The sequence below is a fragment of the Streptomyces sp. NPDC050416 genome, from assembly GCF_044458845.1.
Classification (GTDB): Bacteria; Actinomycetota; Actinomycetes; order Streptomycetales; family Streptomycetaceae; genus Streptomyces.
In genome coordinates this window covers 183,616-204,525 of the sequence record NZ_JBITII010000001.1, presented here as the reverse complement: position 1 = coordinate 204,525, position 20,910 = coordinate 183,616, and the positions used below count along the sequence as shown (strand labels likewise).

The window sequence follows — 20,910 nt, the reverse complement described above, 5'->3', positions numbered from 1 at the left end:
AGTGCCCAGTGACCTCGACCGGCCTGCCGGACAGCCTGATCGCCACCCTCCCCGGCTCGTCCTACACGGATCCCGCGGTCTTCGCCCAGGAGCAGGAACACATCTTCGAGGCGATGTGGTTCTGCGCCGTGCGCTCCGCCGACCTCGCCAGGACAGGTGCCTTCCGCACCGTCGAGGTGGGCCGCGAGAGCGTCCTGATCACCCGGGCACGGGACAACTCCGTCCGTGCCTTCCTCAACGTCTGCCGGCACCGCGGAGCCAAGCTCTGCACAGCGGAGACCGGCGAGGTCAAGCGCGCCTTCCAGTGCCCCTATCACGCCTGGACGTACGACCTGACGGGCAAACTCGTCGCGGCGCCCAACCTCACCAAGATGCCCGACGTCAGCCGCACCGAGTACGGCCTGGCCCCTGTGGCCGTGCGGGAATGGCTCGGCTATGTGTGGGTGTGCCTCGCGGCGGACCCGCCCCCCTTCGACGAGGTCGTGGGGGAGGTGGTCGCGCGCCTGGGCGACACGGAGTCGATCGAGCACTACGACATCGACAACCTCGAAGTCGGCCGGCGCATCGTCTACGACGTGCGGGCGAACTGGAAACTCATCGTCGAGAACTTCATGGAGTGCTATCACTGCGCGACGATCCACCCCGAACTGACCGAGGTGCTCCCCGAGTTCGCCGACGGATACGCCGCCCAGTACTACGTGGGACACGGCGCGGAGTTCGGCTCCGAGGTCAAGGGCTTCACCGTCGACGGCTCCGAAGGACTCGACCGCATACCGGGCATCACCGAGGGCCAGGACCGCCGGTACTACGCGATCACCGTCCGGCCGCAGGTGTTCATCAACCTCGTGCCCGACCATGTGATCTTCCACCGGATGTATCCGGTCGCCGTGGACCGCACCGTCGTCGAGTGCGACTGGCTCTACCTCAAGCATGTCGTCGAGAGCGGCAGGGACGTCAGCCGGTCGGTGGAGCTCTTCGACCGGGTCAACCGGCAGGATTTCGACGCGTGCGAGCGCTGCCAGCCCGCGATGAGCTCACGGCTGTACGCCAAGGGCGGGGTGCTCGTGCCCAGCGAGCACCACATCGGCGAGTTCCACACCTTCGTCCAGGAACGTCTGGGCGTGGGGCGGCCGCAGGAGGTCAGCCCAGGTAGCCCATGCGGTGGCTGATCTCGTCCGCGCCCTTGACCAGCACGGGGGCGAGCTCGTGCATCCGGTCCTCGGTGAGCCGGTACGCCGGTCCAGAGGCGCTCAACGCCGCGATGACCTCGCCGTCCCTGTTACGGACCGGGGCGGCCATGGCGTGCAGTCCCACCTCGAACTCCTCCAGGGTCCAGGAGTAACCGCGTTCGAGCGCCTCGGCGAGGTTTTTCTCGAGCTTCGTCTTCGCGGTCAGGGTGCGGGGGGTCAGCTTCTTCAGACCCGCCTCCGACAGCAGCGCGGCACGCTCCTTCGGTGGCATGTGGGCCAGCAGGATCTTGCCGCTGGAGGTGGCGTGCAACGGCGTCAGCTGGCCGACCCAGTTGAACGCCGTGACAGCGCCGGGACCGCGCACTTGGTACAGGTTGATCGCGTAGTGCTCCTGCATCACGGCGAGGTTCACGGTCTCACCGATCTCCTCGGCGAGACGCTCGCAGACCGGGCGGCTCTGCTGGGTGATGTCGATGCGGCCGGTGACCGCGCCGGCGAGCCGCACGAGGCCGAAGCCGAGGCGGTACTTGCCGCGCTCGCCCGCCTGTTCCACCAGACCGCGCACCTCCAGGGCGCCGAGCAGCCGGAACGCGGTCGACTTGTGAACATCGATCTCGGCGGCCACCTCGCTGACTCCCGCCTCGCCGCGCCGGGCCAGGATCTCCAGCACGGTGATGGCGCGGTCGACGGACTGCACCCCACCAGTCGGTGCAGTTGTCGTTTCCGTTTCTGCATGGTAGTTGCTCACAACGCAACTATACGGGCGTTAAACATAGCGGCCAGCGATGCAGGTCAAGGCCTTGTGCAGGCCTCGGAGAAGTTGCGCGTTCCGCAACCTGGTGCACATAGAGGTACGAGTACTAGCATGCCGCGCATTCTCAACGGCGCGAGCGAGACGAGGCCCCATGGCTGACTTGCAGTACGACTTCGTCATCGTCGGTGGTGGATCCGCCGGCAGTGCGCTGGCCAACCGGCTCTCCGCGGATCCGGGCAACCAGGTGCTGGTCCTGGAGGCGGGTCGGCCCGACTACCCCTGGGACGTCTTCATCCACATGCCCGCGGCACTGACCTACCCGATCGGCAGCCGGTTCTACGACTGGAAGTACGAGTCCGAACCGGAGCCCCACATGGGCGGCCGGCGCGTCTACCACGCGCGAGGCAAGGTGCTGGGCGGTTCCAGCAGCATCAACGGCATGATCTTCCAGCGCGGCAACCCCCTGGACTACGAGCGCTGGGCGGCCGACCCGGGCATGGAGACCTGGGACTACGCGCACTGCCTGCCGTACTTCCGGCGGATGGAGAACTGTCTCGCCGCCGACCCGGACGACGAGTTCCGCGGTCACGACGGCCCTCTCGTCCTGGAGCGCGGCCCAGGAGCCGGCCCGCTCTTCGAGGCCTTCCTGAAGGCCACCGAGGAGGCGGGCCACGCTCCCACCGACGATGTGAACGGCTACCGGCAGGAAGGTTTCGCCCGGTTCGACCGCAACGTCCACCGCGGCCGTCGTCTGTCGGCCTCCAAGGCCTACCTCAAACCCGCACGCAAGCGCCCCAACCTCACGGTCAGGACACGCGCTCTGGTCACCCGCGTCCTCTTCGAAGGCAAGAAGGCCGTCGGCGTCGAGTACCGGCGGGGCCGCGGCAGGCCCCAGCGGGTGCGTGCCCGCGAAGTCATCCTGTGCGGAGGCGCGATCAACTCCCCGCAACTGCTGCAGCTCTCGGGCGTCGGCAACGCCGGGGAACTGCGCGCCCTCGGCGTCGACGTCGTACACGATCTGCCGGGCGTCGGCGAGAACCTCCAGGACCACCTGGAGGTGTACATCCAGTACGCCTGCAAGCAGCCGGTCTCGATGCAGCCGTACCTCGCGAAGTGGCGCGCCCCCTTCATCGGACTCCAGTGGCTCTTCCGTACGGGCCCCGCCGCCACCAACCACTTCGAAGCGGGCGGCTTCGTCCGCGGCAACGGGGACGTGGCCTACCCCAACCTGATGTTCCACTTCCTGCCCGTCGCGGTCCGCTACGACGGCTCCGTGCCCGCCGGCGGACACGGGTACCAGGTGCACGTCGGGCCCATGTACTCCGACGCCGTCGGCTCGGTGAAGATCAAGAGCACGGATCCGGCCGAGCACCCCGCGCTCCGCTTCAACTACCTGTCCACCGAGCAGGACCGCCGCGAGTGGGTGGAGGCCGTCAGGGTCGCCCGCGAGCTGCTCAACCAGCCCGCCATGGCTCCCTACAACGCCGGGGAGATCTCGCCGGGACCGTCTGTCGAGACCGACGAGGAGATCCTCGCCTGGGTCGCCAAGGACGGCGAGACCGCGCTGCATCCGTCATGCACCTGCAAGATGGGCACCGACGAGATGGCCGTCGTGGATCCGGCCAGTATGCGGGTCCACGGGGTGGAGGGGCTGCGCGTCGTCGACGCGTCGGTGATGCCGTACATTACCAACGGCAACATCTACGCACCGGTGATGATGATCGCGGAAAAGGCGGCCGACCTCATCCTCGGGAAGGATCCGCTGCCCCCGTCCGCCGCCGCCTATTACCGGCACCGTCCCCTGCCGTAACCAGCGCTTTTCAGACAGCCGACCGGCCCGGAGGCAAGGCGTTCCGGGCCTGCCGGCGCTGCGTCCTCGTGGCTGTCGCCTTGGCTAAACCGTCACCGTCAACCCCTTGACGTGGGTTGCCGCCTTCTCCAGAGTGTTCCACCACAAGCAATTCGATGCACGATGCGCAACGCGATTCAGCTCGAAGGGCCCTCGACGTGGCAGACCTGTACGTGGACGGACAATGGCGGGATCCCGTGGCCGGCGGCCGGCGGGAGATCCGCTGCCCCGCCGACGGCTCGCTCTCCGTGACGGTGTCCGAAGGCACCCGCCCCGACGCCGAGGCGGCCATCGCCGCGGCCCGCCGGGCCTTCGACGAAGGGCCCTGGCCACGCACCCCCGAGCGCGAGCGCGGCGCCCTCCTCCTGCGCACCGCCGACCTCCTCGAACGCGACGCCGACGCCTTCGCCCGCGCCGAATCGCTGGACACCGGCAAACGGCTCGTGGAGAGCGAGTACGATATCGCCGACGTCGTCTCCTGCTTCCGCTACTACGGAGGGCTCGGCGGCACCGACGCCGGCCGGGTGATCGACACCGGCCGCGACGACGCCGTCAGCCGCGTCGAGTACGGGCCGATCGGCGTGTGCGCACTGATCACCCCCTGGAACTACCCGCTGCTCCAGGCGAGTTGGAAGGTCGCGCCCGCTCTCCTCGCGGGCAACACGATCGTCCTCAAGCCCAGTGAGCTCACCCCCTCGACGTCCGTCCTGCTGATGAAGGCGCTGACCGAGGCCGGGCTCCCGGCCGGTGCCGCCAACCTCGTCCTGGGGGCCGGACCCGAGGTGGGCGCACCCCTCGCCGAGGACCCGGCCGTCGACCTGGTCTCCTTCACCGGCGGCCTGGACACCGGCAGACGCATCATGGCCACCGCCGCCGCGACCGTGAAGAAGGTCGCGCTGGAACTCGGCGGCAAGAATCCCAATGTCGTCTTCGCCGACGCCGACTTCGAGACGGCCGTGGACTTCGCGCTCACGGCCGTCTTCCTGCATTCCGGCCAGGTCTGCTCGGCCGGCGCCCGGCTGATCGTCGAGGACTCGCTGCACGACCGGTTCGTCGACGAGGTGGTCCGCCGCGCCCGCCGGATCCGGCTCGGCGGCCCCTTCGACCCGCAGGCCGAGACCGGCCCGCTGATCTCCGCTCAGCACCTGGCGAAGGTCGAGGCGTACGTCGCGGCCGGACTCGCCGAGGGCGCCGTCCTGCGCTGCGGTGGCGAACGCCCCGACGACCCGGCCCTCGCCGACGGCCACTACTACCCGCCCACCGTGCTCGACGAGTGCGGTCAGGACATGCGGGTGGTGCACGAGGAGTCCTTCGGGCCCGTGCTCACCGTGGAGCGCTTCACCGACGAGGACGACGCCGTACGCATCGCCAACGACACCGAATACGGGCTCGCCGGCGCCGTCTGGACGCAGGACGCCGGGAAGGCCCAGCGGGTCGCCCGCCGACTGCGCCACGGCACGGTGTGGATCAACGACTACCACCCCTATGTGCCGCAGGCGGAATGGGGCGGGTTCGGGCACAGCGGCGTGGGCCGCGAGCTGGGCCCGACCGGCCTGGACGAGTACCGGGAGCCCAAACACATCTGGCAGAACATCCAACCCAGGCCGCAGCACTGGTTCCGCGGCTGAACGCCGAAAGAGGTCGAACATGACCCCAGCAACGACCGAGGTGCCGCAGCGGCGCGGCACACCCCAGGACGCGGCAGGCACGCCGGTCATCTCCGTACGCGAGCTGTGGAAGGTGTTCGGACCGAAGGCGGACCAGGTACCGGGCTCCGAGGAACTGCGCGGGCTCACCCGCCGCGAACTGATGGACCGCACCGGATGCACCGCCGCCGTGCGCGACGTGAGCTTCGACGTCGCGCCGGGCGAGGTGTTCGTCGTCATGGGCCTGTCCGGCTCCGGCAAGTCCACCCTGGCGCGCTGTCTGACCCGGCTCATAGAACCCACCGCCGGGGAGATCCTCTTCGAGGGCGAGAACATCCGCGACGCGGACGCGGGCCGCCTGCGCGAACTGCGCCGGAGCAAGTTCTCCATGGTCTTCCAGCACTTCGGGCTGCTGCCGCACCGGCGCGTCGTCGACAACGTGGCGTTCGGGCTGGAGATCCGCGGCATGAGCCGGGCCCAGCGCACCAAGCGGGCCATGGAGGTCGTCGAACTCGTCGGCCTCTCCGGATACGAGAACTCCTACCCCGACCAGCTCTCCGGCGGTATGCAGCAGCGCGTCGGTCTCGCCCGCGCGCTGGCCGGCGACCCGGACGTGCTCCTCTTCGACGAGCCGTTCTCGGCGCTCGACCCGCTGATCCGCCGCGACATGCAGAACGAGGTCATCCGGCTGCACCACGAGGTCGGCAAGACGATGGTGTTCATCACCCACGACCTGTCCGAGGCGCTCAAGCTGGGCGACCGCATCCTCATCATGCGCGACGGCAGAACGGTCCAGTGCGGCACCGGCGACGAACTGGTCGGCGCCCCCGCCGACGACTACGTACGCGACTTCGTCAGGGACGTGCCCCGCGGTGACGTCCTGACCCTGCGGTGGATCATGCGCCCGGCGGAGCCCGACGACCCGCTGGACGGGCCCGAGCTCGGTCCGGACGTCGTGGTGAAGGAGGCCACGCGTGCGGTGCTCGCCGCCGAGAAGCCGGTCAAGGTCGTCGAGGACGGCAAGCTGCTCGGCATCGTCGGCGACGAGGAGATCCTCGCGGTGGTCGCCGGGCAGGAAGGCGACGCCTGATGACCGTCGCGATGGAGAAACCGGAGAAGACCGGGACCGCGGAGCCACCCGCTCCCGCCCGGCCCGCGCGCACGGTCAACCGCGCCGTGGTGGTGGCCGCGATCCTGCTCCTGTGGCTGGTGCTCTTCGCCGTGCTGCGCGGCAGGCAGACCCTGTCCCTCGCGGCGGCCGACCTGACCGATCTGCACCGGTGGTTCAACGACGTCAACGATTCGATCGGCGCCGACCGCAACTCCAACCCCCTCTTCCTCTACTTCTTCAACGAGATCCGCCTGGTCATCGACACCCTGGTGACCTTCGTCCAGGAGCTGATCTCCCAGCCGTCCGCTGATCGCCCGGTTCCGCAGATCGGCTGGCTCGGTGTCGTCGGCATCGCCGGCTATGTCTCCTGGGCGGTGGGCAACTGGCGGGTGGCGCTGCTGGCCGTGGCCGGCTTCACCTTCCTCGGCCTGCAAGGGCTCTGGCAGGAGAGCATGGACACGCTGGCGCTGACCCTCTCCGCGGTCTGCGTGGCGCTGCTGTTCGCCATTCCCCTGGGTGTGTGGGCCGGGCTGTCGGAACGGTTCCACCGGATCGTCACGCCGTTCCTGGACTTCATGCAGACGATGCCGACCTTCGTCTATCTGGCGCCGCTGACCCTGTTCTTCCTGATCGGCCCCGCCTCGGCCACGATCGCCACCGCCATCTACGCGGCGCCACCGGCGATCCGCATCACCGCGCACGCCATCCGCTCCGTACCGCAGACCACGGTCGAGGCGGCCAACTCGATGGGCGCGACGCGGCGGCAGGCCCTGCTCAAGGTCCTGCTGCCGATGTCCAAGCGGACCGTGGTGATGGGCGTCAACCAGACCATCATGGCCGCCCTGGCCATGGTGACCATCGCGGCCCTGATCGACGCACCCGGACTCGGCAAGACCGTCGTCCAGGCCCTGCAGTCGCTGGACGTCGGCACGGCCTTCAACGCCGGTCTGGCCATCGTCGTCATGGCCATCGTGCTGGACCGGGTCACCACCGCGGCGAGCACACGGGCGGAGACGGCCCGGGGCTCGGACAGTCCCTTCCTCAAGTGGCGGCGGCAGCTGCTCGCAGTGGGCGCGGTGGCGGCGCTGGTGCTGGCGTACCTGTCGCACACCTATGTGTGGGCGGCCGAGTTCCCCGGCGACGGCGGCATCGGCAGCAGCATCGCCAAGACGACAGCCGATGTGACCACCTGGGCACAGGACAACCTGTCGGGCCTGACCAACGCCTTCCGCGACGCCCTCACCAACGGCCTGCTCAATCCGTTCCAGACCGTGCTGACCGACTCCCCGTGGTGGCTCGTCGGGGCCGCCCTCGTCGCCCTCGGCACGGTGCTCGGCGGGTGGCGCGCCGGGGTCACCACGGCCGTGTGCGTGGGCCTGCTCGTCGGTACCGGTGTCTGGTCGGACGGCATGACGACGCTGGCGTCCACCGCGGTGGCGACGGTGCTCGTGATGCTGCTCGGCGTCGTCCTCGGGGTGTGGATGGGACGCAGCGCGCTCGTGGACCGGCTGCTGCGGCCCACCCTGGACGCGGCCCAGGTCATGCCGCCGTTCGTCTATCTCGTGCCGTTCCTCGCGCTGTTCGGCGCGACCCGGTTCACGGCCATCGTCGCCGCCGTCGTCTACGCGGCACCGGTCGCCATCAAGATCATCGCGGACGGGGTGCGGGCCGTGCCCGAGACCACCGTCGAGGCGGCCACGTCCACCGGGTGCAACACCTGGCAGATCATCACGAAGGTCCAACTGCCCATGTCGCGGGGCGCCCTGACCCTCGCGACCAACCAGGGCCTGATCTACGTGCTGTCGATGGTCGTGGTGGGCGGTCTGGTGGGCGCGGGCGCCCTCGGCTACGACGTCGTGGCCGGGTTCTCACAGGGCCAGCTGTACGGCAAGGGACTCGCGGCAGGGCTCGCCATCGTCCTGCTCGGAGTCATGTTCGACCGGATCACTCAGGCAGCGGCTCGCCGCGCCGGCGCATAAGGAGCACCACACCATGGCACGACACTTCAGAGCCGGCGCTGCCGGCCTGGCCGTCCTCGGCCTCACCCTCACGGCCTGCTCAGGCGCGAAGGTCGGTGACGACAGCGCGGGCAGCTCGGGCAGCTCGGGCAAGTGCGGCACCTTCAACCTCGCGATCAACCCCTGGGTGGGCTACGAGGCGAACGCGGCGGTCCTCGCCTACGTCGCCGAGCACGACCTCGGCTGCAAGGTCGAGCAGAAGGACCTGAAGGAGGAGATCGCCTGGCAGGGCTTCGGGACGGGCGAGGTCGACGCCGTCGTCGAGAACTGGGGCCACGACGATCTGAAGAAGAAGTACATCACCCAGCAGAAGACCGCCGTCGAGGCGGGCCCGACCGGCAACAAGGGCCTCATCGGCTGGTATGTGCCGCCGTGGCTGGCGAAGGCGCACCCGGACATCCTCGACTGGAAGAACCTGAACAAGTACGCGTCGAAGTTCAAGACCTCCGAGTCGGGCGGCAAGGGCCAGCTCCTCGACGGCGACCCGTCGTTCGTCACCAACGACGAGGCGCTCGTGAAGAACCTCAAGCTGGACTTCAAGGTGGTGTACGCGGGCAGCGAGACCGCGCTCATCCAGGCGTACCGCAACGCCGAGAAGAACAAGGAATGGGTGATCGGCTACTTCTACGAGCCGCAGTGGTTCATGTCCGAGGTGCCGCTCAAGAAGGTCACCCTGCCCGAGTACAAGACGGGCTGCGACGCCGACGCCGAGAAGGTCGCCTGCGACTACCCGGTGTACAACCTCGACAAGATAGTCAGCGCCAAGTTCGCCAAGTCGGGCAGCCCGGCCTATGACCTGGTGAAGAAGTTCAGCTGGACCAACGACGACCAGAACACCGTGGCCAAGTACATCGCGGTGGACAAGATGGCCCCCGAGGCCGCGGCGAAGAAGTGGGTCGAGGCCAACCGCGGCAAGGTCGACGCCTGGATCAAGTAGGCGCACGACTGTCTGTGTGAACCCCGCCGGAAAGGCCCGGCAGGCTGCGTGTCCAGCCTGCCGGGCCTCTGCGTTTTCCGGTGGTTCCTCCCCGCCGCTTCCGGGGGCTTTCCGGCGTCGCGGACCCCTTGACACGCCTGTCCACGGCGGGCACATTGAGTTGCGCAACCTGAACTCTGTTGCGCAGACAGCAACTGCATCGCTTTCAACGTCGGAGGTGCGGCGATGGCGGGACCCCGGGTGATCATCATCGGAGCGGGCGTCGTGGGAGCAGCGCTCGCCGATGAGATCTCCGCGCGAGGCTGGACCAACGTGACCGTCGTCGACCAGGGCCCACTGCCCGCCACCGGGGGATCGTCGTCACACGCCCCGGGCCTGGTCTTCCAGACCAACCCCTCCAAGACCATGACCGAGATGGCCCGCTACACCGTCGAGAAGCTCTGCTCGCTCGACGTCGACGGTGAGCCCTGCTTCCTCCAGGTCGGCGGCCTGGAAGTGGCGACCAGCCCGGAGCGCGTCAAGGAACTCCAGCGGCGCCACGGCTGGCTCACCTCCTGGGGCATCGAGTCCCGGCTGCTGAGCACCGAGGAGTGCGTGGCACAGCACCCGCTCGTCAACCCGGACAAGGTCCTCGCCGGCCTCCACGTGCCCACGGACGGCCTCGCGAAGGCGGTCCTCGCCGTCGAGGCGCAGATCCGCCGGGCCACCGAGCGCGGCGTGCGCTTCCTCGCCCGCCACGAAGTCCTCGACGTCCGGCGGGCCGACGGCGAGGTGACCGGCGTCCTCACCGACCAGGGCGAGATTCCCGCCGACATCGTCGTGTGCTGCGCCGGCATCTGGGGCCCGAAGATCGCCCGCATGGCCGGTATGAACCTCCCGCTCACGCCGCTCGCCCACCAGCTCGCCTGGACGGGCCCGGTACCGGCCCTGGCGGGCCAGACGCAGGAGGCGGTCCGCCCGATCCTGCGCCACCAGGACGCCGACCTCTACTACCGCGACCGCTTCGACGCCCTGGGTATCGGCTACTACGGCCACCGCCCGATGCCGGTCTCCGCCGACGACATCCTCTCCGTGGGCGAGTCCGAGGACATGCCGTCCGTCCTGAAGTTCACCGAGGAGGACTTCGAAGCGGCCTGGAGCGAGACCCAGTCCCTGCTTCCCGCGACGAAGGACGCCAAGGTCGAAGAGGGCATCAACGGCCTGTTCTCCTTCACCACCGACGGCCTGCCGCTGCTCGGCGAATCCCCGGACCTCAAGGGCTTCTGGGTCGCCGAGGCCGTCTGGGTCACCCACTCCGCGGGTGTCGGACGGGCCATGGCCGAGTGGCTGGTCGACGGCCACTGCTCCTCGTTCGACCTGCACGAGTGCGACGTCAACCGCTTCGAGCCGCACCAGCTCTCGCCCGAGTACGTGCTGGCCCGCGACTGTCAGAACTTCGTCGAGGTCTACGACATCCTCCACCCCCTCCAGCCGTCGGGAGATCCGCGCCCGATCCGCACGAGCCCGTTCCACACCCGCCAGCAGGAGCTCGGCGCCTTCTTCCTGGAGGCCAACGGCTGGGAGCGCCCGCAGTGGTACGAGGCCAACGCGGGCCTGGTCGAAGGCCGTTGCATCCCGACCCCGAACGACTGGGCCGCGCGCTACTGGTCGCCCATCGTCGGCGCCGAGGCCCAAGTCACCCGCGAGACCGTCGCGATGTACGACATGACGGCCCTCAAGCGCCTGGAGGTGAGCGGCCCCGGTGCCGCCGCCTTCCTGGAGCGGCTGTGCACCGGCAAGGTCGCCAAGTCCGTCGGCTCGGTGACGTACACGCTGCTGCTCGACCACGACGGCGGCATCCGCAGCGACATCACCGTCGCCCGCCTGGCACCCGACCGCTTCCAGGTCGGCGCCAACGGCAACCTGGACCTCGACTGGTTCACACGTCACCTCCCCGCCGACGGCACGGTCCAGGTCCGCGACATCACACCCGGCACGTGCTGCGTCGGCCTGTGGGGGCCGCGCGCCCGCGAGGTCCTCCAGCCGCTCACCGACGCCGACTTCTCGGCGACCGGCCTGAAGTACTTCCGCGCCCGGAGTGCCTATATCGGCTCCGTCCCGGTGACGGCCATGCGTCTGTCGTACGTCGGGGAGCTCGGCTGGGAGCTGTACACCACCGCGGACCTGGGGCAGAAGCTGTGGGACACGCTGTGGGGGGCGGCCGAGCCGCTGGGCGGCATCGTGGCGGGGCGGGGTGCGTTCAACAGCCTCCGCCTGGAGAAGGGCTACCGCTCCTTCGGCACCGACATGACCTACGAGCACGACCCCTACGAGGCCGGAGTCGGGTTCGCCGTCAAGCTCGACAAGGACGACTTCATCGGCAAGGCGGCGCTGGAGCGGCGCAGGGCCGACGTACGGCGGAAGCTCACGTGTCTCACGATCGAGGACCCGAGGGCCGTCGTGATGGGCAAGGAGCCGGTGTTCAACGGTGACCGTGCGGTCGGGTACGTCACGAGTGCGGCGTACGGCTACACGATCGGCAAGGGGGTCGCCTATGCGTGGTTGCCGGTGGAGCTTGCGGCTCCGGGGACGGTTGTGCACATCGGGTACTTCGACCAGAGCATCGAGGCGGTTGTCGCCGAAGAGCCGCTGTTCGATCCGGCCATGTCCCGTCTTCGCGGGTGAGTTTTCGGGTGCGGCTTCGTCGTGGCTGGTCGCGCAGTTCCCCGCGCCCCTGGGGGCGTCAGCCACAGCCTCGTTGGAAGGAACTCCAGGTGACCGCACAACTCCTTGACGGCAAGGCGACCGCTGCCGCCGTTCGGCTCGAACTCGCCGAACGCGTAGACAAGTTGACCGTTACCACCGGTCGGGTGCCGGGGCTCGGTACCGTGCTGGTCGGGGACGATCCCGGCAGTCGCGCCTACGTCGGCGGCAAGCACCGGGACTGCGCGCAGGTGGGTATCGCCTCCATACGGCGGGAGCTGCCCGCCGACGCCTCGCAGCAGCAGGTCGAGGAGACGATCGACGAGCTCAACGCCGACCCCGCCTGCACCGGCTACATCGTCCAGCTGCCGTTGCCGGGCCATCTCGACGCGGGCACCGTACTGGAACGGATGGACCCGGCCAAGGACGCCGACGGACTGCACCCCGTCAACCTCGGCCGGCTCGTCCTCGGCGTCGAGGCCCCGCTGCCGTGCACCCCGCGCGGCATCGTCGAACTGCTCCGCCGCCACGACGTGCCGCTCGCGGGAGCGCGGGTGTGCGTGATCGGCCGGGGCATCACCGTCGGACGGCCCATCGGGCTGCTGCTCACCCGCAGGTCCGAGAACGCCACCGTGACCCTGTGCCACACCGGAACCAAGGGCCTGGCCTGGCACGTCCGCGAGGCGGACATCGTCGTCGCGGCGGCCGGCTCGCCCGGACTGATCACCAAGGACATGCTGCGCCCCGGCGCGGCCGTCCTGGACGTCGGCATCACCCGCACCGACCAGGGCCTGGTGGGTGACATCCACCCGGACGCCGCCCGGGTCGCCGGATGGCTGGCGCCGATGCCCGGGGGAGTGGGCCCCATGACCCGGGCCATGCTGCTCGCCAATGTCGTCGAGGCCGCCGAGAGGAATGCGAACGCCGTATGAACGCGCTGAACACACCCCTGGCGGAGCTGGACCCCGAAGTCCACGCCGCGCTCCGCGCCGAGCTGCACCGCCAGCAGTCCACCCTGGAGATGATCGCCTCCGAGAACTTCGCGCCCACCGCCGTGATGGAAGCACAGGGCTCGGTCGCGACCAACAAGTACGCCGAGGGCTACCCCGGCCGCCGCTACTACGGCGGCTGCGAACACGTCGACGTCACCGAGCGGCTGGCCATCGAGCGCGTCAAGTCCCTCTTCGGCGCGGGCTTCGCCAACGTGCAGCCGCACTCGGGCGCCCAGGCCAACACCGCCGTCTTCTTCGCCCTCCTCCAGCCCGGCGACACCGTCCTCGGCCTCGACCTCGCGCACGGCGGGCACCTCACGCACGGCATGCGCATCAACTACAGCGGCAAGATGCTGAACATCGTGCCGTACCACGTGTCCGAGGGCGACAATCTCGTCGACATGGACGAGGTCGAGCACCTCGCCAAGGAACACCGCCCCAAGATGATCATCGCGGGCTGGTCGGCGTACCCGAGGCAGCTGGACTTCGCGGCCTTCCGCCGGATCGCGGACGAGGTGGGCGCCCTGCTCATGGTCGACATGGCGCACTTCGCGGGACTGGTCGCGGCGGGACTGCACCCCAACCCCGTACCGCACGCCCACGTCACGACCACCACGACCCACAAGACCCTCGGCGGCCCGCGCGGCGGCGTCATCCTCACCAACGAGGCCGACCTCGCCAAGAAGATCAACTCGGCGGTCTTCCCAGGGATGCAGGGCGGCCCCCTGGAGCACGTCATCGCCGCGAAGGCGGTGTCGTTCAAGGTCGCCGCGTCACCGGAGTTCGCCGAACGCCAGGCCCGCACCCTCGCCGGCTCCCGCATCCTCGCCGAACGCCTCACCCGGGCGGACGCGGCGGCGGCCGGGGTACGTGTCCTGACCGGAGGCACGGACGTCCACCTCGTCCTGGTCGACCTGCGCGACTCGGAACTCGACGGCCGGCAGGCCGAGGACCTGCTCCACGAGATCGGCATCACCGTCAACCGCAACGCCGTGCCCTTCGACCCGCGCCCGCCCATGGTCACCTCGGGCCTGCGCATCGGCACCCCGGCCCTGGCCACCCGCGGCTTCACAGAGGAGGACTTCGCCGAGGTCGCGGACGTGATCGCCCTCGCCCTCCAGCCGGCCCCGGACGTCGCCGCCCTGCGCGCCCGCACGGAGGCCCTGGCCGCAAAGCACCCGCTCTACCCGCACCTGTCCGAGGACGGAGACGCCCGATGAGCCCCCGCACCCCCGGCGCCGAGCTCCCCGAACACCCCGACTGGCTGTGGCGCAACCCCGAGCCGAAGCGCTCGTACGACGTCGTCATCGTGGGCGGCGGCGGCCACGGCCTGGCCACCGCGCACTACCTGGCGAAGAACCACGGCATCACCAACGTCGCCGTGCTGGAGAAGGGCTGGCTGGCGGGCGGCAACATGGCCCGCAACACCACGATCATCCGCTCCAACTACCTCTGGGACGAGAGCGCCGGCATCTACGAACACGCCCTCAAGCTGTGGGAGGGCCTGGCCGAGGAACTCGACTACCCGATCCTCTTCTCCCAGCGTGGCGTGCTGAACCTCGCCCACAGCCTCCAGGACGTCCGCGACAGCGTGCGCCGCGTCGAGGCCAACCGCCTCAACGGCGTGGACGCGGAATGGCTCGACGCGGACGGCGTCAAGGACGTCTGCCCCATCGTCAACATCTCCCCGGACGTGCGCTATCCGGTCCTGGGCGCGACCTACCAGCCACGCGCGGGCATCGCCAAGCACGACCACGTGGCATGGGGCCTCGCCCGCTCCGCCGACGCCGCCGGGATCGACATCATCCAGAACTGCGAGGTCACCGGCCTCGACGTCGTCGGCAACCGGGTGGTGGGAGTCCGGACCACCCGCGGCCCGATCGCGGCGGGCAAGGTCGCGCTCTGCTCGGCCGGCCACACCTCGGTCCTGGCGGCCATGGCGGGCATCGAACTCCCCGTCCAGAGCCACCCCTTGCAGGCGCTGGTGTCGGAGCTGCTGGAACCCGTCCACCCGACGGTCGTCATGTCCAACGCCGTCCACGTGTACGTCAGCCAGGCCCACAAGGGCGAGCTGGTCATGGGCGCGGGCATCGACGCGTACAACTCCTACACCCAGCGCGGCGCCTTCCACATCATCGAAGAGCAGATGTCGGCGGCCCTGGAGCTCTTCCCGGTCTTCGCCCGGGCCCACGTCCTGCGCACCTGGGGCGGCATCGTCGACGTCAGCCCCGACGCCTCACCGATCATCGGCCTCAGCCCGGTCGACAACCTCTACCTCAACTGCGGCTGGGGAACCGGCGGTTTCAAGGCCACCCCCGGGGTCGGCTGGGTCTACGCCCACACCATCGCCCACGACACACCGCATCCGCTGAACGCCCCCTTCTCGCTCGACCGTTTCACCACCGGCGCGCTCGTCGACGAGCACGGCGCGGCCGCGGTGGCCCACTAGGACCATCAGGGAGCCGACCCATGCTGCTCATCCCCTGCCCGTGGTGCGGGCCCCGCGACGAGGCCGAGTTCCACTACGGCGGCCAGGCCCACGTGCCGTACCCGCAGGACCCGTCCTCCCTCACCGACGAGGAGTGGGCCCGCTACCTCTTCTTCCGCGACAACCCCCGGGGCCCCTTCGCCGAACGCTGGACCCACGCGGCGGGCTGCCGCCGCTGGTTCAACGCGGTGCGGGATACGTCGACGAACGAGATCCTGACGGTGTACCGGGCGGGGGAGGAGCGCCCGGAAACGGTGGAGTCGCGTGCGAGCACTGTTGGATCGCGTGCGGGCTCTGTTGACTCGCCTCCGGCCACTTTCCAGGCGAGTTCGGATCAACCAGCCCGTCCGGCGTTTGAGGACGAGGCCGTTCAGGCCGAAGCGGGGTCCGGGGCGGAAGCCCCGGCGGGGGTGCAGGGGGCGAAGCCCCCGCGGGGGCCCGGGCTTGAGGCGGCAGCGCCGGTCGGGGTGCAGGGGGCGCAGCCCCCGGTGTCCGGGCTTGAGGCGGCAGCGCCGGTCGGGGTGCAGGGGGCGCAGCCCCCGGTGTCTGGGCTTGGGGCGGCGGCCCCGGTGGGGGTGCAGGGGGCGCAGCCCCCGGTGTCTGGGCTTGGGGCGGCGGCCCCGGTGGGGGTGCAGGGGGCGCAGCCCCCGCGGGGGTCTGGGGGCGCAGCCCCCAGCGGGGTCGAAGGGGCGGAGCCCCTGGAGGATGGGACGGGTAGGGGCGGCGGGGGCGAGGAAACCCAGCCGTTCCGCCACCCCACCCACGGCCGAATCCACCGCGACACCCCGATCACCTTCACCTTCGACGGCACCGCATACCAGGGCTACAAGGGCGACACCCTCGCCTCCGCCCTCCTCGCCAACGGCGTCATCCAGACAGGCACCAGCATCAAACTGGGCCGCCCCCGCGGCATCTTCTCGGCCGGCGCCGAGGAACCCAACGCGGTCGTCCAGATCGAGGCCCCGTTCCCCGAGCCCATGCTCCCCGCCACCACCGTCGAGCTCTACGACGGCCTCGCCGCGACCGGCCTCCCCGGCCAGGGCCGCCTCGCCACCACCCCGGACCCGGCCCGCTACGACGCCGTACACGCCCACTGCGACCTCCTGATCGTCGGCGCGGGCCCGGCAGGCCTCGCCGCAGCGGCAGCCGCCGCCCGCTCAGGCGCCCGCGTCATCCTCGCCGACGACCAGCCCGAACCCGGCGGCAGCCTCCTCGGCACCGGCGAACTCCTCGACTGGGTGGACGACACGACCGCCCTACTCGACGCAGCCCCCGACGTACGCGTCCTGCGCCGCACCACCGTCTTCGGCTACTACGACGACAACCACCTCCTCGCCGTGGAGCGCCGCACCAACCACCTCGGCGCCGAGGCCCCGGAGCACGTCTCCCGCGAACGCGTCTGGCGCATCCGCGCCCGCCGGGTCGTCCTCGCCACCGGCGCGCACGAACGCTCCCTGGCCTTCGCGGACAACGACCGCCCCGGCGTGATGCTGGCCGCCTCGGCCCGCGCCTACGTCAACCGCCACGGCGTCCTGCCCGGCCGTCACGCGGTCGTCTTCACCACCAACGACAGCGCCTACGCGGCAGCACTGGACCTCGCCGCGGCGGGCGTCGCCGTCGAGGCCGTCGTCGACACGCGCGCCGAGCCGGGGGAGTGGGCGGAGCGTGCCCGGCAGGCCGGCATCGAGGTGCTGGCGGGCCACGCCGTCACCGGCACGGAAGGCGCTCCCCGCCTCACGGCCGTGACCGTCGCCCCGTACGGCGAGACAACGGGCCGACGCCAGTTCGCCGCCGACCTGCTCCTCGTCTCAGGCGGCTGGAACCCGGTCGCGCACCTGTTCAGCCAGGCGGGAGGCAAGCTCCGCCACGACGAGGAACTCGGCACCTTCGTCCCCGACACCTGCCGTCAGGCCGTCGAGGTCGCGGGCGGCGCGAGCGGCGTCTTCGACCTGGCGCGAGTTCTCGCGCAAGGGGCCGCCGCCGGAGCCCGCGCGATCGAGGCCGAGGGCTGCACCCCGGAAGAGGCCCACCCGCCCCAGGTGGTCGGCACGCCGCAGACGCCGCCCATGCGGGTCTTCACCGTCCCGGGCCGCGAAGGCGCCCCACGCTTCGTCGACCTGCAACGCGACGTCACCGTCGACGACCTGGCCCGGGCGACCGGTGCCGGCATGCGCTCCGTGGAACACACCAAGCGCTACACCACGGCCGGCACGGCGAACGACCAGGGCAAGACCTCCGGCGTCCTGGCCAGCGGCGTCGTCGCCGAACTGCTCGGCGTGGACATCTCCGCGCTCGGCACCACCACCTTCCGGCCGCCGTATACCCCCGTCTCCTTCGCCGCCCTCGCCGGCCGCGACCGTGGTGCCCTGCTCGACCCGATCCGCACCACCGCCCTGCACGAGTGGCATGTCGCGCACGGCGCCCTGTTGGAGAACGTCGGCCAGTGGAAGCGGCCCTGGTACTACCCGCAGGACGGCGAGGACATGGAGACGGCCGTACTGCGCGAGTGCGCAGCCGCCCGCGAGGGCGTCGCCTTCATGGACGCCTCCACCCTCGGCAAGATCGACGTGCAGGGCCCGGACGCCGGCGTCTTCCTCGACCTGCTCTACACCAACATGATGAGCACGCTGAAGGTCGGCATGATCCGCTACGGCGTGATGTGCCGCCCTGACGGCATGGTCTTCGACGACGGCACGGTGATCCGCCTCGACCAGGACCGCTACCTCGTCACCACCACGACGGGCAACGCCGCCGCCGTACTGGACTGGATGGAGGAGTGGCTCCAGACGGAGTGGCCCGAACTGCGCGTCCACTGCACGTCGGTGACCGAACAGTGGGCCACCGTCGCCCTGGTCGGCCCGCGCTCCCGCGAGGTCCTCGGCTCGCTCGCGCCCCGACTCGCCGTCGCCAACGAGGACTTCCCGTTCATGGCGTGGCGCGAGACGACCGTCGCCGGCATCGACGCGCGCGTGTGCCGGATCAGCTTCTCCGGCGAACTCGCCTATGAGATCAACGTGTCACCGTGGGAGGCCCTCGCCCTGTGGGAGGCGCTGTACGAGGCCGGCGCGCCGTACGGCATCACCCCGTACGGCACGGAGACCATGCACGTCCTGCGCGCGGAGAAGGGTTATCCGATCGTCGGCCAGGACACCGACGGCACGGTGACGCCGCAGGACCTCGGCATGAGCTGGGCGGTGTCCAAGAAGAAGAAGGACTTCATCGGCAAGCGTTCCTTCGCCCGCGCCGACACCGCCCGCCCCGACCGCAAGCACCTGGTCGGGCTGCTACCGGAGGACCCGGGCACGTTCCTCCCCGAAGGCACGCACCTGGTCACCGGCAGTGTGCTGCCCGCGCCGCCCGTCCCGATGCTCGGTCACGTCACCTCCAGCTACCGCAGCGCGGCCCTCGGCCGGACCTTCGCCCTGGCGCTCGTCAAGGGCGGCCGGGACCGCATCGGTGAGCGCCTCTACGCCCCCGTGGGCGACCGGCTGGTCCCGGTGACCGTCGCGAGCCCCGTCCTCTACGACCCCGAAGGAGCCCGCCGCGATGGCTGACACCGCCGTTACCACCCCGCTCCGCAGCCCCTTGTCGCATGCCGCCGGCCGGCTGGCCGCCGCGACCCGCGCCTCCGGGGGCGCGATCCGGCTGGCGGAACTGCCCTTCCTGACCCAGATCAATGTGCGTCTCGACCCCAAGGGAGCCGCGGCGGACGCCGTGGGGCTGGCGCTGGGGCTCCCACTCCCCGTCGAACCCGGCACCGTGGTCCGGGCCGGGGAACTGACCGCGCTGTGGCTCGGCCCCGACGAATGGCTCGTGGTGGGACCGCCGGGCGGTGGGCGGGACCTGGAGAGCCGGATCCGTGAGGCCGCGGGCGAGGAGCCCGTGTCCGTCATCGATGTCTCGGCTCAGCGCACCACGCTCCTCGTCGCAGGCCCCCGGGCCCGCGACCTGCTGGCCCACGGCTGCTCGCTCGATCTTCACCCGCGGCTCTTCGGCCCGGGGCGCTGCGCCCAGACGAACCTGGCCCGCGCCCAGGTCGTCCTGGTCGCCCGTGACGAGCCCAGGGCCGGGTTCTGGGTGCTGGTCCGTTCGTCCTTCGCCGGCTACCTGACGGACTGGCTGCTGGACGCGGCCGTGGAGTGGACGGGCTGACGCGGGCAGCGTGAAGCGGGGGGGGGGGGGGGGGGGGGGCCCCCCCGCCCCCCCCCCCCCCCCCCGGGGGGGGGGGGGGGGGGGGGGGGGGGGGGGGGGGGGGCGCGGGGGGCGGGGGGGGGGGGGGGGGGGGCCCCCCCCCCCCCCCCCCCCCCCCCGCCGCTCGTCGCTTGTCGTGAGGGGCCTGTTCGGCGCTTGTCGTGAACCTCAGTCCGCATGGGCGAGACGGTGGCCGAGCTCGTCCGCTCCCGCGACCAGCAGCGGCGCGAGTTCGTGCATCCGCTCCACGGTGAGCCGGAAGGCCGGCCCCGACGCGCTGAGGGCGGCGACGACCTCGCCGCCGTCCGAACGCACGGGGACGGACAGGGCGTTGAGACCCTCCTCGTATTCCTCCAGCGTGATGGCATAGCCCTGCTCACGGGCTTCGGACAGGTCCGCCTCCAGCTTCTTCCTGGAGGTCACCGTGCGCGGTGTCAGACGGGGGAGGCCGGCCTCGGCGAGGAGCGCGTCACGTTCCTCGCGGGCGAGGTGGGCCAGGAGGATCTTGCCGCTCGACGTGCAATGCAGCGGCGTCAGCCGTCCCACCCAGTTCTGCGCGGCGATGGCCGACGAGCCGCGCACCTGGTAGAGGTTGATCGCGTGGTGGCCCTCGAGCACGGCGATGTTCATCGTCTCGCCCACGTCGTCGACGAGACGCTCGCAGATCCCGCGCCCGTGCCTGGTGACGGCGATACGGCCGGTCACGGCACCGGCCAGGCGTACGACGCCGAAGCCGAGACGGTACTTTCCCCGGTCGCTCTCCTGCTCGACCATCCCATGGGCTTCCAGCGCGCCGAGCAGACGGAAAGCGGTGGACTTGTGGACGTCGATCGCCGCGGCCACCTCACTCACGCCCGCCTCGCCGTGTTGGGCGAGGATCTCCAGCACGGCGACAGCACGGTCAACGGATTGCACTCCGCCACTCGGAGCGCCTGAGGTCTCAGCGCCGTGGTTGCTCATGGCGAAACCCTAGGTGAACTGGGCAACAGGTGTGAGGGGGTGGGAATGATTTTCCTCAGGGGATTCCTCAGGGGATTCCTCAGGCGATACCT

Annotated in this window: 14 protein-coding genes; 12 read left to right on the top strand and 2 right to left on the bottom strand. The window is 70.5% G+C overall.

The genetic code is table 11. The features are described from left to right. Positions 1-8: 8 nt before the first annotated feature. Positions 9-1,169 carry an aromatic ring-hydroxylating dioxygenase subunit alpha gene (locus tag ACIBL4_RS00930; protein ID WP_399405134.1) on the top strand — a complete coding sequence of 387 codons (1,161 nt, stop codon included), beginning with the start codon at positions 9-11 and terminating at the stop codon, positions 1,167-1,169. On the opposite strand, the gene ACIBL4_RS00925 is transcribed toward ACIBL4_RS00930, so the two are convergent. After that, a complete protein-coding gene (locus tag ACIBL4_RS00925) occupies positions 1,141-1,887 on the bottom strand; it encodes an IclR family transcriptional regulator (protein WP_399405132.1) in 747 nt (248 codons plus the stop codon). The genes ACIBL4_RS00930 and ACIBL4_RS00925 overlap by 29 nt on opposite strands. A gap of 208 nt (positions 1,888-2,095) precedes the next feature. Between ACIBL4_RS00925 and betA the strand changes: the two genes are divergently transcribed. The 11 genes from betA to ACIBL4_RS00870 all read left to right on the top strand — a co-directional run bounded on the left by betA (position 2,096) and on the right by ACIBL4_RS00870 (position 19,819). Next, the gene (gene betA / locus ACIBL4_RS00920) at positions 2,096-3,754 is read left to right on the top strand and encodes a choline dehydrogenase (protein ID WP_399405129.1); all 1,659 of its coding nucleotides are present in this window, start codon (positions 2,096-2,098) and stop codon (positions 3,752-3,754) included. A 197-nt stretch (positions 3,755-3,951) separates the two neighbouring features. Further along, positions 3,952-5,421, top strand: coding sequence for an aldehyde dehydrogenase family protein (locus ACIBL4_RS00915; protein WP_399405127.1), 1,470 nt, complete (start codon positions 3,952-3,954; stop codon positions 5,419-5,421). A 19-nt stretch (positions 5,422-5,440) separates the two neighbouring features. Further along, positions 5,441-6,529: a glycine betaine/L-proline ABC transporter ATP-binding protein gene (locus ACIBL4_RS00910; RefSeq protein ID WP_399405125.1), complete on the top strand. Its 1,089-nt coding sequence runs from the start codon at positions 5,441-5,443 to the stop codon at positions 6,527-6,529. Next, a complete protein-coding gene (locus tag ACIBL4_RS00905; RefSeq protein WP_399405123.1) occupies positions 6,529-8,529 on the top strand; it encodes an ABC transporter permease in 2,001 nt (666 codons plus the stop codon). The genes ACIBL4_RS00910 and ACIBL4_RS00905 overlap by 1 nt, the downstream gene beginning before the upstream one ends. Positions 8,530-8,542: 13 nt before the next feature. Further along, the gene (locus ACIBL4_RS00900; RefSeq protein ID WP_399405121.1) at positions 8,543-9,505 is read left to right on the top strand and encodes an ABC transporter substrate-binding protein; all 963 of its coding nucleotides are present in this window, start codon (positions 8,543-8,545) and stop codon (positions 9,503-9,505) included. Positions 9,506-9,730: 225 nt separating this feature from the next. Continuing rightward, positions 9,731-12,169 (top strand): FAD-dependent oxidoreductase, encoded by a 2,439-nt coding sequence (locus ACIBL4_RS00895; RefSeq protein WP_399405120.1) that lies wholly within the window; start codon positions 9,731-9,733, stop codon positions 12,167-12,169. Positions 12,170-12,258: 89 nt separating this feature from the next. Further along, complete coding sequence (locus ACIBL4_RS00890; RefSeq protein WP_399405118.1) at positions 12,259-13,119, top strand: bifunctional methylenetetrahydrofolate dehydrogenase/methenyltetrahydrofolate cyclohydrolase; 861 nt, start codon at positions 12,259-12,261, stop codon at positions 13,117-13,119. Then, a complete protein-coding gene (glyA, locus tag ACIBL4_RS00885) occupies positions 13,116-14,399 on the top strand; it encodes a serine hydroxymethyltransferase (protein WP_399405116.1) in 1,284 nt (427 codons plus the stop codon). The genes ACIBL4_RS00890 and glyA overlap by 4 nt, the downstream gene beginning before the upstream one ends. Further along, positions 14,396-15,628, top strand: coding sequence for a sarcosine oxidase subunit beta family protein (locus ACIBL4_RS00880; RefSeq protein WP_356927683.1), 1,233 nt, complete (start codon positions 14,396-14,398; stop codon positions 15,626-15,628). Before glyA ends, ACIBL4_RS00880 begins: the two co-directional genes overlap by 4 nt. 20 nt (positions 15,629-15,648) lie before the next feature. Further along, positions 15,649-19,221, top strand: coding sequence for a sarcosine oxidase subunit alpha family protein (locus ACIBL4_RS00875; RefSeq protein WP_399405113.1), 3,573 nt, complete (start codon positions 15,649-15,651; stop codon positions 19,219-19,221). Continuing rightward, on the top strand, positions 19,214-19,819 hold the full coding sequence (locus tag ACIBL4_RS00870) for a sarcosine oxidase subunit gamma (protein ID WP_399405111.1): 606 nt from the start codon (positions 19,214-19,216) through the stop codon (positions 19,817-19,819). The genes ACIBL4_RS00875 and ACIBL4_RS00870 overlap by 8 nt, the downstream gene beginning before the upstream one ends. Before the next feature lie 207 nt (positions 19,820-20,026). Here the strand turns inward: ACIBL4_RS00870 and ACIBL4_RS00865 are convergent, their stop codons facing one another. Further along, positions 20,027-20,818, bottom strand: coding sequence for an IclR family transcriptional regulator (locus ACIBL4_RS00865; protein WP_399405109.1), 792 nt, complete (start codon positions 20,816-20,818; stop codon positions 20,027-20,029). Positions 20,819-20,910 lie beyond the last annotated feature (92 nt).

Excerpts from the sequence above, each read along its gene's own strand:
- betA (WP_399405129.1), top strand. The coding sequence starts at position 2,096 with ATGGCTGACTTGCAGTACGACTTCGTCATCGTCGGTGGTGGATCCGCC.
- glyA (WP_399405116.1), top strand. The coding sequence starts at position 13,116 with ATGAACGCGCTGAACACACCCCTGGCGGAGCTGGACCCCGAAGTCCAC.
- ACIBL4_RS00910 (WP_399405125.1), top strand. The coding sequence starts at position 5,441 with ATGACCCCAGCAACGACCGAGGTGCCGCAGCGGCGCGGCACACCCCAG.
- ACIBL4_RS00870 (WP_399405111.1), top strand. The coding sequence starts at position 19,214 with ATGGCTGACACCGCCGTTACCACCCCGCTCCGCAGCCCCTTGTCGCAT.
- ACIBL4_RS00905 (WP_399405123.1), top strand. The coding sequence starts at position 6,529 with ATGACCGTCGCGATGGAGAAACCGGAGAAGACCGGGACCGCGGAGCCA.
- ACIBL4_RS00865 (WP_399405109.1), bottom strand. The coding sequence starts at position 20,818 with ATGAGCAACCACGGCGCTGAGACCTCAGGCGCTCCGAGTGGCGGAGTG.
- ACIBL4_RS00880 (WP_356927683.1), top strand. The coding sequence starts at position 14,396 with ATGAGCCCCCGCACCCCCGGCGCCGAGCTCCCCGAACACCCCGACTGG.
- ACIBL4_RS00900 (WP_399405121.1), top strand. The coding sequence starts at position 8,543 with ATGGCACGACACTTCAGAGCCGGCGCTGCCGGCCTGGCCGTCCTCGGC.
- ACIBL4_RS00895 (WP_399405120.1), top strand. The coding sequence starts at position 9,731 with ATGGCGGGACCCCGGGTGATCATCATCGGAGCGGGCGTCGTGGGAGCA.
- ACIBL4_RS00875 (WP_399405113.1), top strand. The coding sequence starts at position 15,649 with ATGCTGCTCATCCCCTGCCCGTGGTGCGGGCCCCGCGACGAGGCCGAG.